The sequence below is a fragment of the Acidobacteriaceae bacterium genome (assembly GCA_028283655.1).
GTDB lineage: Bacteria > Acidobacteriota > Terriglobia > Terriglobales > Acidobacteriaceae > Granulicella.
Map to the genome: position 1 here is coordinate 74,312 of JAPWKE010000001.1, position 12,550 is coordinate 86,861.

14 protein-coding genes are annotated in these 12,550 nt (G+C 61.2%); 6 read left to right on the forward strand and 8 right to left on the reverse strand.

What is annotated here, in order from left to right; translation table 11 throughout:
- Window positions 1-32 precede the first annotated feature (32 nt).
- Entirely contained in the window at window positions 33-1,859 is a 1,827-nt protein-coding gene (typA, locus tag PW792_00320) for a translational GTPase TypA (protein ID MDE1160368.1), read from the forward strand.
- A gap of 62 nt (window positions 1,860-1,921) precedes the next feature.
- On the opposite strand, the gene PW792_00325 is transcribed toward typA, so the two are convergent.
- On the reverse strand, window positions 1,922-2,509 hold the full coding sequence (locus PW792_00325; protein MDE1160369.1) for a TetR/AcrR family transcriptional regulator: 588 nt from the start codon (window positions 2,507-2,509) through the stop codon (window positions 1,922-1,924).
- A 144-nt stretch (window positions 2,510-2,653) separates the two neighbouring features.
- On the opposite strand from PW792_00325, the gene PW792_00330 reads away from it, so the two are divergent.
- Window positions 2,654-3,538 (forward strand): SDR family oxidoreductase, encoded by an 885-nt coding sequence (locus tag PW792_00330; protein MDE1160370.1) that lies wholly within the window; start codon window positions 2,654-2,656, stop codon window positions 3,536-3,538.
- Window positions 3,539-3,608: 70 nt separating this feature from the next.
- Here the strand turns inward: PW792_00330 and PW792_00335 are convergent, their stop codons facing one another.
- Genes PW792_00335 through PW792_00345 form a run of 3 tightly spaced genes read right to left on the reverse strand, consistent with a single transcriptional unit; the run spans window position 3,609 to window position 5,558 of the window.
- Entirely contained in the window at window positions 3,609-3,917 is a 309-nt protein-coding gene (locus PW792_00335; protein ID MDE1160371.1) for a HigA family addiction module antitoxin, read from the reverse strand.
- A 46-nt stretch (window positions 3,918-3,963) separates the two neighbouring features.
- The gene (locus PW792_00340) at window positions 3,964-4,206 is read right to left on the reverse strand and encodes a type II toxin-antitoxin system RelE/ParE family toxin (protein MDE1160372.1); all 243 of its coding nucleotides are present in this window, start codon (window positions 4,204-4,206) and stop codon (window positions 3,964-3,966) included.
- A gap of 41 nt (window positions 4,207-4,247) precedes the next feature.
- On the reverse strand, window positions 4,248-5,558 hold the full coding sequence (locus tag PW792_00345; GenBank protein ID MDE1160373.1) for an acetylxylan esterase: 1,311 nt from the start codon (window positions 5,556-5,558) through the stop codon (window positions 4,248-4,250).
- A gap of 58 nt (window positions 5,559-5,616) precedes the next feature.
- Here PW792_00345 and PW792_00350 point away from each other — a divergent pair, with 58 nt between their 5' ends.
- From PW792_00350 to ahcY, 4 genes are all read left to right on the forward strand, one after another.
- Window positions 5,617-7,053 carry a sodium:solute symporter family protein gene (locus PW792_00350; GenBank protein MDE1160374.1) on the forward strand — a complete coding sequence of 479 codons (1,437 nt, stop codon included), beginning with the start codon at window positions 5,617-5,619 and terminating at the stop codon, window positions 7,051-7,053.
- Between the two features lie 154 nt (window positions 7,054-7,207).
- The gene (locus PW792_00355; protein MDE1160375.1) at window positions 7,208-7,723 is read left to right on the forward strand and encodes a hypothetical protein; all 516 of its coding nucleotides are present in this window, start codon (window positions 7,208-7,210) and stop codon (window positions 7,721-7,723) included.
- A 16-nt stretch (window positions 7,724-7,739) separates the two neighbouring features.
- A complete protein-coding gene (locus PW792_00360) occupies window positions 7,740-8,201 on the forward strand; it encodes a DUF1440 domain-containing protein (protein MDE1160376.1) in 462 nt (153 codons plus the stop codon).
- 239 nt (window positions 8,202-8,440) lie between these two features.
- Window positions 8,441-9,868 carry an adenosylhomocysteinase gene (gene ahcY, locus PW792_00365; GenBank protein MDE1160377.1) on the forward strand — a complete coding sequence of 476 codons (1,428 nt, stop codon included), beginning with the start codon at window positions 8,441-8,443 and terminating at the stop codon, window positions 9,866-9,868.
- A gap of 144 nt (window positions 9,869-10,012) precedes the next feature.
- Here ahcY and PW792_00370 read toward each other — a convergent pair whose 3' ends face one another.
- The 4 genes from PW792_00370 to PW792_00385 form a co-directional block, all read right to left on the reverse strand.
- A complete protein-coding gene (locus PW792_00370; GenBank protein MDE1160378.1) occupies window positions 10,013-10,753 on the reverse strand; it encodes a DUF4397 domain-containing protein in 741 nt (246 codons plus the stop codon).
- Window positions 10,754-10,996: 243 nt separating this feature from the next.
- On the reverse strand, window positions 10,997-11,284 hold the full coding sequence (locus PW792_00375; protein ID MDE1160379.1) for a helix-hairpin-helix domain-containing protein: 288 nt from the start codon (window positions 11,282-11,284) through the stop codon (window positions 10,997-10,999).
- A complete protein-coding gene (locus tag PW792_00380) occupies window positions 11,284-11,991 on the reverse strand; it encodes an ABC transporter ATP-binding protein (protein ID MDE1160380.1) in 708 nt (235 codons plus the stop codon). The genes PW792_00375 and PW792_00380 overlap by 1 nt, the downstream gene beginning before the upstream one ends.
- Before the next feature lie 47 nt (window positions 11,992-12,038).
- Window positions 12,039-12,512, reverse strand: a complete 474-nt coding sequence (locus PW792_00385) for a hypothetical protein (protein ID MDE1160381.1) — start codon at window positions 12,510-12,512, stop codon at window positions 12,039-12,041.
- Window positions 12,513-12,550: the final 38 nt, after the last annotated feature.

Consider the following 12,550-nt stretch of genomic DNA (forward strand, 5'->3'; position numbering starts at 1 on the left):
TCTCCTCACGCGCGTCCAGACAAGGACAAGTTTTGAGCCAGCAGCCCATTCGCAATATCGCCATCATCGCGCACGTCGACCACGGTAAGACTACCCTCGTCGACGCTATGCTTCGCCAGTCCGGCACTTTCCGCACCAACGAAGCCGTTGTCGACCGCGTCATGGACTCCAACGACCTTGAAAAAGAGCGCGGCATCACGATTCTCGCCAAGAACACCGCGATCCACTACAAGGATTCGAAGATCAACATCGTCGATACCCCGGGCCACGCCGACTTCGGCGGCGAAGTAGAGCGCGCCCTCAAGATGGTCGACGGCGTTGTTCTGCTCGTGGACGCTTCGGAAGGCCCGTTGCCGCAAACGCGCTACGTGCTCTCGAAGGCCCTCGAAGCCAAGCTGACGCCGATCGTCGTCGTCAACAAGATCGATCGTCCCGACGCGCGTCCCCAGGAAGTGCTGAACGAGGTCTATGACCTGTTCATCGACCTTGACGCCGACGAGTCGGTCCTCGAGTTCCCGGTGATCTACACCAACGGCAAGGCCGGCACCGCGACCATGGACCTCGACAAGCCGGGTACAGATCTCGAGCCCCTCTTCGAGCTGATCCTCGCCAGCATTCCCGAGGCCCCCGGCACCGCCGACGGTCCGCTGCAGATCCTGGTCACGAACCTCGACTACTCGGATTACCTCGGTCGCCTGGCCATCGGTCGTGTCTTCAACGGCACGCTCAAGACCGGCCAGGAAGTCACACTCTCGCGCGTAGACGGCTCGCTCGTGCCCGTGAAGATCACCAAGCTCTTCACCTACGACGGCCTCAAGCGCGTCGATACCAACGAGACGCAGGTCGGTGACATCATCGCCGTCGCCGGTATCGAAAACATCACCATCGGCGAAAGCTTCTGCGCTATTGAAAACCCGCAGCCTCTGCCGATCATCAAGATCGACGAGCCGACGATCGCCATCATGTTCGCCGTCAACAACGGCCCCTTCGCTGGTAAGGAAGGCAAGCTCGTTACGTCGCGCAACATTAAGGAGCGTCTTGACCGCGAGCTGCTGACGAACGTCTCGATCCGCGTGGAAGACACCGGCTCTCCTGACACGTTCAAGGTCATGGGCCGTGGCGAACTCCAGCTCTCGGTGCTCATCGAAATGATGCGCCGCGAAGGCTTCGAGCTTATGGTTTCGCGTCCCACGATCGTGACCCGCCGCATCGACGGCGCTCTGATGGAGCCCTCCGAAGTTCTCTCGGTGGACGTTCCGGAAGAGTTCTCGGGCACCGTCATCATGAAGCTCGGACCGCGCAAGGGCGAGATGACGAAGATGGCAAACCACGGCTCCGGCCGTGTCCGCATGGAGTTCAAGGTTCCGTCGCGTGGTCTTATCGGCCTGCGCAACGAAATGCTGACCGAAACGCGCGGCACCATCATCATGAACTCCATCGCAGGCGAGTACATCCCGTACACCGGTGAGATCCCACAGCGTCCTACGGGCGCTCTGATCTCCGACCGTACCGGCACCACGACCCTCTACGCGCTCGACGGCGTACAGGAGCGCGGCGTGCTCTTCCTCGGCGACGGCGTCGAAGTCTACGAGGGCATGCTCATCGGTGAGCACTCGCGTGACAACGATCTCGACGTCAACTGCGTTCGCGAAAAGAAGCTCACGAACATGCGTGCTTCCGGTTCGGATGACGCTGTCCGCCTCGTTCCGTTCAAGGCCCTGACGCTCGAGCAGTCCATCGAGTTCATCGCCGACGACGAACTGGTCGAAGTCACCCCGAAGTCGATTCGTATGCGTAAGAAGATCCTCCAGGCGAACCGCCGTCCCAAGGGCACGCGTGGCGGCTCTACCCTCGAGTAACGAACACTGCAGCAACGACAACGGCCTCCTTCGCGGAGGCCGTTGTCGTTGCTACTCGTTCTTCAGGCGCGTGTTCCCGCGATCAAAATGTCGATCAGACGCCGCGCGCTGGCCTCCCAGCCGGGAACGGCCGTGGTGTGGAAGACGCCGACGAACGCTCGGATCAGGTCGCCGGGCTCTGTATCGGCGCGCAGCTCTCCGCTGTCGATCGCTCTTTGAATGGCCCGCGCGAATGCTCCATGGGTGCGCTCGCGCGAGCCTCCGATCAGCCGCATGGCTCCGCCCTCCACGGTATCCATTGCGGGGATGATGAGCGTCTTCTGAGCCACGTGATCGACAAACACGTGCATCCACGTCCGCAGAGCTTCCAGCGGCGGCAGTTGGTCGGCCAGGCGGTCGGCAGCGTTGGTCAGCTTCTCTACCTCGCTGTAATACACCGCTTCAATCAACGCCTCACGCGTCGGGAAGTGCCGGTAAAGCGTCCCGGAGCCGACTTCCGCGTTGCGGGCGATGTCATCAAGGCTCGTCTCAGCTCCGTCGCGTTTAAACGCTTCTTTGGCCACCTCCAGAATGCGCTCACGGTTCCGCTGCGCATCGGCGCGTAGCTTACGTGTGGGCGGGGCCGCGGGAGTTGAGGTGTTTCTCGTCATCAAAACAAATCTTCTAAAAATATTGCAACCGGAGGCTGTCTCCGTTTATCTCTATATGCGGAGACTATCCCCGTTTTATCTGGCGGGGTTGGGAAAGTCAATTTGGCGCCACTCCGCCGCGCCCATCACCGCAGGAGAGAGAACATGCGTGTATTTGTTACAGGAGCGACCGGTTTTATCGGAACGGAGCTGGTGAAGGAGCTGATTAAGGCTGGCCATCAGGTGCGCGGCCTTACGCGGAGCGAAGAGGGCGCTGAGCAGTTGAAGGCTACCGGAGCGGAACCGCATCGTGGAACGCTCACGGACCTCGAGAGCCTGCGGAGCGGCACGAAGGACATGGATGCGGTTGTCCACCTCGCCTTCAGCCATGACTTCGCCAACTTTGCTCAGAACGCCATCGACGAGCAGCACGCCATCGATGCCCTGGGTTCTTCCATGGAGCCGGGCAAGCTGCTGGTTGTCACGTCCGGCACGGGCCTTGCCAGCGGCGCTCCCGGGCACCTGCGCCTCGAGAGCGACCCGCCTGCTGAGAACTCGCACGTTCCCCGCCGTCCCGAGCAGAAGGCCAAAGCCTTCGTCGACAAGGGGCTTCGTGTCGCGGTTGTGCGCCTGCCGCAGGTACACGACACGCACAAGCAGGGGCTCGTTCCGCTGCTGACGCAGTTGGCCCGGGAGAAGGGTGAGTCGGCGTACATCGGGGATGGCTCGGCGCGCTGGGCTGCCGCTCCGCTCCCGGCGGTGGCAGAGCTTTATCGCCGTGTCGTCGAGCAGAACGGCGACGGCTATACCGTGTACCACGCGGTGCAGGAAGAAGGCGTTTCGATGAAGGAAGTGGCGGAGACGCTTGGCAAGGGACTGAACGTCCCGGTTGTCTCGATCACGCCCGAGCAGGCTCCCGCGCACTTTGGCTGGTTCGCTGGCTTCGCGGGTCTGGACATGCCGGCCTCCAGCGAGTGGACGCAAAAGACGCTGGGCTGGAACCCCGTAGGCCCTGGCCTTATCGAAGACCTGACCAACATGAAGTACTAGCCTCAACAGCAAACAGAGACGGCCTGTGCGATTCGTCGCACAGGCCGTCTCTATTGGAAGCCGGAATGGGTTACGCCGCTTTTCCTGATCTCTCCACGGGAAGAGCGATCTTTTTAACGCTGCGCGGCTTCAGCTTCTCTGCGATATGCAGGTCGTAAGCCACCTGCATGTCGAGCCAGAAGCGGGCCTTGCCTACTCCTGCGAGTTCCAGGCGGCAGGCCAGATCTGCGCTGAGAGCAGCTCTTTCATTCAGCACGCGGGACAACGTGACCCGCGATATACCGAGGCGATCAGCAGCCTCTGTCACGCTCATCTTCAGCGGTTCGAAGACGTCATGCTTCAGCAGTGCGCCTGGATGAGTTCTTTTGTTCAGCGGCATGGTGTCTTTCCTCAGTGATAGTCGCGATAGTCCACAAGCTCGACATTTACGCCGACAAAGCGAACGTCACTCTCCAGTTTCCGTTCACCCAAAGAGACCAGTGGCCGGACAGATCACCCTTGAGCGCGTGCAGGCCGAAGCCCGGAAAGCGGATGTCGTCGGGCTCCCGGGCGTTATCAAGAGCATCGAGCAGGCGCGCGAGCTTCCCAGCGTGAGCAGACTGTATGCCGCGCTTCGATCCTGTCCGGTAAAACTCTTCAAGTCCCTTGTGCCGGAAGCTGACGATCACTTCGTTGACTGTAACGCCAGGCGATACAGTCGGTCAACGTTTTACTTTGCCGCAGCCAGCATCTCGGCAGCGACCTTCTCGCGCCAGGCGGCGTACGTCAGCTTCGACTGCATCTTCTCCCACTCCGCATCCGGCAGCACGGTCATCTGCTCGCGCGTTAGCGCAGGGAAGCCCTGACCGACCGCGTGCAGACCGCCTTCGCGGCTTTCGACAAGGTAGTTCTTGCTGATCTGCGCGTGGTTGGCGATCACCCATTCGCTAATGTGCGTCGTGCCCTGCGCCTGAATCTCCGCGTCTGTTTTCCAGTTGGCGAAGTGCAGTTGCTTGTTCAGCCACTCCACGCCTTCCACTGTCACCCAGGAGGGCCGATGGTCCACGGTTGCCGGGTAGGTGATGCTGGTAAAGATGTTCTCCGGCTTCAGCCCGGGCGTCGCCACTACGCGGGCCCGCATGGCGGCAAACCAGTCGGCGTCGTGGTGGGGAATATCCATCACGTGGTCGCCGAGCCCGTTCATCACGAGCGTTGGTCCGCGCTTCGCGTTCAGGTAGAAGATGTCGTAGCCGCGTTCGGGCTTGCCATCACGCATCATCAGCGGCTTCAGGGCGCGATACGGCGGCCCCTGGCAGGGGTTCTTGTTCACGTCGAAGTAGCCGGTATTGTCGTCGTACGTTCCGCCCCCAGAGAGCAGCAGAGCGTGGAAGTGGGGTGCGTCAGGATGCTTTGGAGAGTAGTCCTGCAGCTCTGCCCCGGCGATGCCGGTGATGTACGCGCCCATGCTGAAGCCCACGGCACCCAGCCGCTTGGTGTCCACGTCCGGCCGCGAGGCCAGGTAGCGTAACGCCTGGTCGAAGTCCACCTGCATCAGCCCCGCGACCCGGCGCCCCCAGGCGTCGAAGGGAATGCCGTCGGGGGCTCCTGCGTCATGCGGCGACGGAGAAGAGAGCGATTTGCGCCCGGCATTGCGTTCGCCTTCGCCGATCGTGTCGTAAGTCACGACGACTGCACCGGCCTTGGCGAACATCAGCCCCGAGTAAAACGAGTACCAGCCGTACTTGTCCTGCCCATGTCCGTTTACGACGACCATTCCCGGCAGTTTGCCCTTGTGCGGCCTGGTCGGGCGGAAGATCAGGGCTGGCACCACCATGCCGTCGGCTGTGTTGTAGGTCACGCGGTCGACGGAGACGCCGGGCATGGCCTCCGCGCTCGACCATAAGTGGCTTTCGAGGGGCGGCAGTTGCGCCGGAATGTCATACGCCTGCCGGATCGCGTCGCGCATCGTGTTGTCGGTGGTCTGGGCTGGCAGCGAAGAGGCAAGGACGAGGAGCGAGCAAAAGGGGGCAAGCCAACGCATGGACGGAAGGATACCGCGTTGCGGATACGGCTGGCCAAGCTAGAATGACCGCACCGGCATGAACCTTTACGCGATCGTCCTCGGCATCATCGTTATCACGCTTCTCGGCGTCTCGCTCGCCCGCCTCGGCAAGGTGAAAACCAAGGCTGATTACCTTGTCGCGGGCCGCTCGCTCCCGGCCTTTGTGCTGGTCTTCACGCTGCTTTCGAGCTGGATCGGCTCCGGCTCGCTGCTCGGTGGGGCAGAGAACGCCTATCGCCACGGATTCGCCGCGCTCTGGCAGGCATCTGGTGGCTGGATCGGGCTGCTGCTCATCTACTTCATCGCTCCACGCGCGCGAAAGTTTGCGCAATTCACGATCCCCGACCTGCTGGAGTCGCGCTACAACCAGACCGCGCGTTTGCTTGGCGTGATTGCCGTGCTGTTCACCTACACGGCCATCACCAGCTACCAGTTCATCGGCGGCGGCGACATCATCCACCTCATCTTCCCGGGCGTTTCGTCGACGAACGGAGCGTACATTCTCGCGGGCTTCGTCATCGTCTTCACGGCCATCGCGGGAATGGGTTCAGTGGCTTACATGGATGTCGTCATCGGAATGCTTGCAACTGTCACGCTCATCGTGGCGCTGCCGGTGCTCATCCATCTTGCTGGAGGCTGGTCTGCCGTCCACGCTGCGCTTCCCGCCACGCACTTCCAGCTCTTCGGCGACATCCGGCCCATCAACGCGGCTGAACTGTTCCTGCCTACCTGCCTGCTTATGCTCGGCAACCAGTCGATGTACCAGAAGTTCTTTTCGGCCAAAACGGAGCGAGACGCCACCGTCGCCGTCGGTGGCTGGATGGTCGGCACTATCATTCTGGAAACAGTGATCGTAGGCGTCGCGGTCGTTGGCTCCGCGCTCTTCCGCACTGGGGAAGTCGCCGACCATCCGCGCGAGATCCTCGCGTACACCGCGACTCACGCCTTCGGCGGCTCGCATCTGCTCAACATCCTCGGCGCGCTCCTGGTCGGAGCCATCTTTGCGAAGGTCGTCTCCACGGCGAACAATTACCTCTTCTCGCCCGCGACCAACCTCGTCAACGATGTCTTCGTCCGCTACATTCGCCCCGAAGCGGGCAACAGCGAAATCCTGATGGTGTCTCGCGTCATGGTCGTTGCGCTCGGTTGCTGGGCTCTGGTGCAGGCTCTGCACATCAAGAGTGTGCTGGCGATGAGCCTCTACGCGTACACGATTTACTCGGCGGCACTCACGCCGGTTATCCTGGCGGCGTTCTTCTGGCGCCGCGCGACGGCAGCCGGCGCAGTCTCGTCGATCGCTGCAGGAACGATTGTGACGGTAGGTTGGAAGTACCTCACACCGCATCTTCCGCCGGTGCTCGCTCAGCGCGACGCCATCCTGCCTGCGTTGATCCTCTCGGTTGTTGGCCTCGTTGTTGTGAGCTTCCTGACAGCTGCTCCGAGTGAGGCGAAGCTTCGTCCTTTCGAGGGGTAGGATTGCGTGTTTTGCGCGTAAATGTAGCGAAGTTTTCGTGAAAACCGCCGGCGTTTGCGGGTATAAGTGCCTTGAAGCCGACGTGGTGGTGAAAACCTGCATCCTACCGACCACGGCCGCGCTCCCAAATCATCCGCCGTCCCGGAGGACTCTCATGGCAGCTCCCACTCCCATCGACCCGATCAAGCAGATAGGCAACGACGCCACCGCAACCTTTGAGAACGATCCGAAGTTCATCGAGCCCACTCCTGGCTCGGAAGGCTCCAGCGAGAACGTCGAAGAGCAGCGCAAGGCGCAGGCAGGCCTCTTCGCTCGTGACACCGACGACCTCATCGACTCCGACGAAGACGAAGATGTTGAGGATGAAGACGATGAAGACGATGAAGACGACGAAGAGTATGAAGACGAGGATGACGAAGAGTATGAGGATGAGGACGATGAAGACGACGAGGAGTTGGAGGACGACGAAGACGAAGTAGCTGCTTCGCCCGCTCTCGTGGCCTCCGGCAGCGATCTCAGCGACGAACCCGATGACGATGCAGGTGATGTCGACATGGGCGTGAGCGAAGATGAGATCACGGAGGACGACCTCGACACCGACCGCCTCGTGGCTGCCGCCATGAAGGTTTTCTCTCACCATGTTGCGGCGATGTCGCAGCACAGCCTCTAACGGAGTTCTCTGCTTCATGTCTCAGAATCGTGTGCTTTGGAAAGGTCTGGTCGCTGGCCTTGTCGCCGGTCTTGTTGCGACGGCGGCGAAAACTGCAGCGGAGAAGTTCTATCCTCCCCGTGTTCACGGCGAGCCGGAGCCCCCGGAGGCGCTGGCAGAGAAGCTTGCCGGGCACAGCCTTGAGGAAGCTCCGCGAGCGTTTGCTGCGGAGAGCATTCACTGGGGCTTCGGTGCTGCTGCCGGAGCGGCCTATGGTGCGCTTGCCGAGTACTTTCCTGCTGCAACCAGTAAGGAAGGCGCGACCTTCGGCTTAACGCTGATGTCGCTGACCCACGAGGGTGCGTTACCCGCTCTGGGGCTTGCGGCGGAACCCGAAGAGCAGGGTCTTCGCGAACATACTTCGGAGGCTGCGACGCACGTTCTCTACGGCGTGGTTGCAGAGAAAACGCGAGCGTTTGTTCGTCGCCTGCTCGACTAAAAACATTCGACCAGCGCAAAACCTCAGGCTTATGAGGGGTAAGCCCGACTTGTCCTGTCAAATGAGGCAAGGTCAATGCCCGTTGCCAGCGATGGCACATTCCTTTTCAGCGACAAGATGCTTTCGGGCGGTTGCACTTCGTGCTGAGGCTTTTGACCGTGCCCACGCCTTCCGCCTTCGGCTTATCCTCCCTGATATCCTTGATATCGAACAAGAATTAGCAAGGAGCGCATCAGAACATGCCTACCGCCGCACCCGAGCAGACGCTCGCCTATAAAGTCGCCGACATCTCCCTCGCTGAATGGGGCCGCAAAGAACTGACGATCGCCGAGTACGAAATGCCCGGCCTCATGTCGATCCGCCGCAAGTATGCGCCGTCGCAGCCGCTCAAGGGCGTTCGCATCACCGGTTCGCTCCACATGACGATCCAGACCGGCGTACTCATCGAGACGCTCGTCGCGCTTGGCGCTACGGTCCGCTGGGCTTCGTGCAACATCTTCTCGACGCAGGACCACGCCGCCGCCGCAATCGCCGCTGCTGGCGTCCCGGTCTTCGCCTGGAAGGGCGAGACCCTCGAAGAGTACTGGTGGTGCACCGATCAGGCTCTCCGCCACGAAGGCGGCCTCGGCCCGCAGCTCGTCGTCGATGACGGCGGCGACGTCACCCTCCTCATCCATAAGGGCTACGAGCTCGAAGGTGGCGAGAAGGAGTGGGTCGACGCAGAAGCTCACTCCACCGAAGAGGCTGTCATCAAGAAGCTCCTCAAGGCTGTGCACGCAGAAGACGCGCAGCGCTGGCACAACACCGTGAAGGAATGGCGCGGCGTCTCGGAAGAGACCACCACCGGCGTCCACCGCCTCTACAAGATGATGGAAGAAGGCAAGCTCCTCATCCCCGCCATCAACGTCAACGACTCGGTCACGAAGTCGAAGTTCGACAACCTCTACGGCTGCCGTGAGTCGCTGGTCGACGGCATCAAGCGCGCGACCGACGTCATGGTCGCGGGCAAGGTCGCTGTCGTCTGCGGTTACGGCGATGTGGGCAAGGGCTCGGCAGCGTCGCTGCGTGGCCTCGGCGCTCGCGTCATCGTCACGGAGATCGACCCGATCAACGCTCTGCAGGCCGCAATGGAAGGCTACGAAGTCACCACGATCGAGGACACCCTCGGCCGCGGCGACATCTACGTCACCTGCACCGGCAACCTCGACATCATCACGCTTGAGCACATGCGCAAGATGAAGGACCAGGCCATCGTTTGCAACATCGGTCACTTCGACAACGAGATCCAGATGGCCGAGCTCGAAGGCTCTGACGCCGTGCGCTTGAATATCAAGCCGCAGGTCGATCAGTACACCTTCCCCGGCGGCCCCTCGATCTTCATCCTCGCGGAAGGCCGTCTTGTGAACCTCGGTTGCGCTACCGGCCACCCCTCGTTCGTCATGTCGAACAGCTTTGCGAACCAGACCCTCGCGCAGCTCGACCTCTGGGCCAACAAGGACACGTACAAGGTCGGCGTCTACGTTCTGCCGAAGAAGCTGGATGAAGAAGTCGCTCGCCTGCACCTCGAGAAGATCGGCGTGAAGCTCTCGACGCTCACCACCAAGCAGGCCGAGTACCTCGGCGTCTCCAAGGACGGCCCGTACAAGGCTGACCACTACCGCTACTAGAGAGTGGTTAGTCGTTAGTAGTTAGTAGTTAGTCATAAGTAAAAGGCAGAAAAGCGAAAGGCCTGCGGGAAACCGCAGGCCTTTCGCTTTTGCCGCACTGACAACTGACAACTCTCTGTAACCACTCTAGGGTAGAAGGCGCATCTAGTCGTAATCGTTCAACGTAATCACCTGCAGCGGAGGCGTCGTCACCAGCGTGTTGTCATCGATGATGATGGTGCGCACCGCACCGGCCGTAAGCACGGTCTGCGAGCCAGTGTAGCTGGTGATGGTGGTCGAGATCGGCACCGTTCCGTTGGGCAGAATCTCCAGCTGGTACGTTCCCGCAGGAACGTTGATGTAGCCGGTGTTCGAGCCAAGCGTCAGGTTGGTGTAGAGCGCGTTCGTAGTCAGCAGTGTGCCGCTGGAGGACACCATGTAGATGTCCAGGGCTCCTGCGGAAGCCGACATGTCGACCAGTCGAATGCTGACCGAACCGCTCGGTGCCGGACCGCTCAGGTCGGTCAACGCCGTCAGGGCGAGGGTCGCCGAGGGGTTGCCGGCGATCACCGTATAGCGACCGCTGGTCTTGACCGTCAGGTTGGCCGAAGCCAGAGCCGTTGTGTCGTAGCCATACTGCGCTGCGGCTACGGTGTAGGTGCCCGGCGAAACATACAGGTAGTTCGGCGTGTAGGAGTTATAGCCGAGGTTGTAGGTCTGTACCGTCTTGTTCAGCAGGAAGTCCAGGCCAGGCGCGTCAGAGGACGCAGCCACGAAGCGCACACCAGCAGAGCTCGGAGAGGTGCTTTGAATGCTCTGGCATCCGGCCAGCCCCAGCGCCGCGACGGCTGCAAAGGCTGCGCGGAGCGCACGATTTCGGGATGTCAGCGCAAAAATAGCCGGCATAGGTTCATCAATCTGCTGTCAGGCTCATGTGCCGGAAGCTGTCTCTCAGCTTACCCGATTTCGCTGTTGTTTGGCGCGTCGCTGGCCTATCCAGCTGGTCGGATGCAGGGCAGTGATGCTGATAGCAAAAAATCAGCCCCGCGGCGGGCGAGATTTCTCTCAGCACGGGCCGCAGGGCTAGCTCTTGTTTGCTGCGACGCAAATAGTACACCCACGTCTACACTTTTGGCTCGTCGCGAAGCTTTATTTTTCCACAGCAGGCTTTGGCCTGTGGGCAATCACCAGCGCAGAGATCCGCCCATACTCGTCGGCGGGCAGAATTCCACGGGTAACCAGCTGATTCTTGGCGGTATAAGGTCGCCCGGCGATCACTCGCCGAGCGTACTCGTGACCCATGCCGGGCAGCATCACGAGTTGTTGGATCGAAGCGGAGTTAAGGTCCAGCTTTTCGCTGCCGGGGCTTGTCTGCTGGGGCATGCTGGAGCCCAGCAAAGGGGCTGTCAGCGCAATCGCCATCAGCAGCGTACACATTACAGGCTGCCGCGTGCCTTTTCGATTCCGGTCACGAAGCCGTCGCGCATCGTGATGATGCGGTCGGCGATCTGCGCGGCTTCGGGGTTGTGCGTAATCATCAGCACGGTCTGCTTCATCTCGCGACTGCTCTCGCGCAGCATGGCCAGCACGGCAGCGGAGTTCTCCGTGTCCAGGTTGCCGGTAGGTTCATCGGCCAGCACGATGGCAGGGCGCGTGATGAGTGCGCGAGCGATCGCGACACGCTGCTGCTGACCGCCGGAGAGCTCGTTCGGACGATGCTTCAAGCGGTCGGTCAGCCCCAGCATTCCCGAAAGGTGGTTGAGCAGGTCCTTGTCGAACGGCTTGCCGGTGTCGGCGATGGTGTGTGCCAGCTCGATGTTGTCGTAGGACGAAATCGTCGGCAGCAGGTTGAAGCGCTGGAAGATAAAGCCAATATGCGCGCGGCGAAGCTTGGTGCGTTCGCCGTCGCTGAGCTGGGAGATGTCCTGCCCTTGAATCCGCAGCGAGCCGCTCGTGGGCGAGGTCAATCCGCCCAGAATGTAGAAGAGCGTCGATTTACCAGAGCCTGACGGCCCCACAATCGCTACAAACTCTCCACGCTCGATGGAAAAGCTCGCGTCCTTCAGAGCTGGAACTTCCAGCTTGCCGGAACGGTATGTCTTGCTGATGTTTTTGGCTTCGATGATCGGAGAAGGAGTGCTCATAGCGACTTCTGCAGTGTACCGGAGCGGGGCATCCTGCGCTTTCCGGCTCAGGCCTCGCCTGCTCCCGGCATCAGGGCGCTGGCAAGGTTCAGCTCATCCAGAAAGCTCACCTTCAGCCAAAGCTCCACGATGCGAAAGGGCTCGCCGGAGCCTCGCTTCCACGACCGCAGGGTGCAGAGCTCGGTCAGCCCGAGATGGCTGCTGCGCGTCATCTCCAGCCCGGACGCCATCAGCGACGAGTACAGCCCGACGGAGTCGCGCAGGAGCATCTCGACGCGCAGCAGGACGTCCGTAACGGAGACGGTTCTCTTCTCCAGAACCCAGCATCCGCAGGCTTCCAGCGCTTCCACGACCCCGGGCAGCACGTTCCTGCGCTCGTCGTAGCTGAAGGCTTCTAGCTCCAGCATCGGCGTGCGATTACGCTCCGCGTTTGGCTGGAGAGAGTTCGCCGGAGATGGGCTGATAGGTGTCGGCATACGGTTGATGGCAAAGGGCGGAAACGGGACTCCCGGTTCTGCCACTTCCTCTTCATCGGAGCTCCTGATGTCTCCGTAACGTG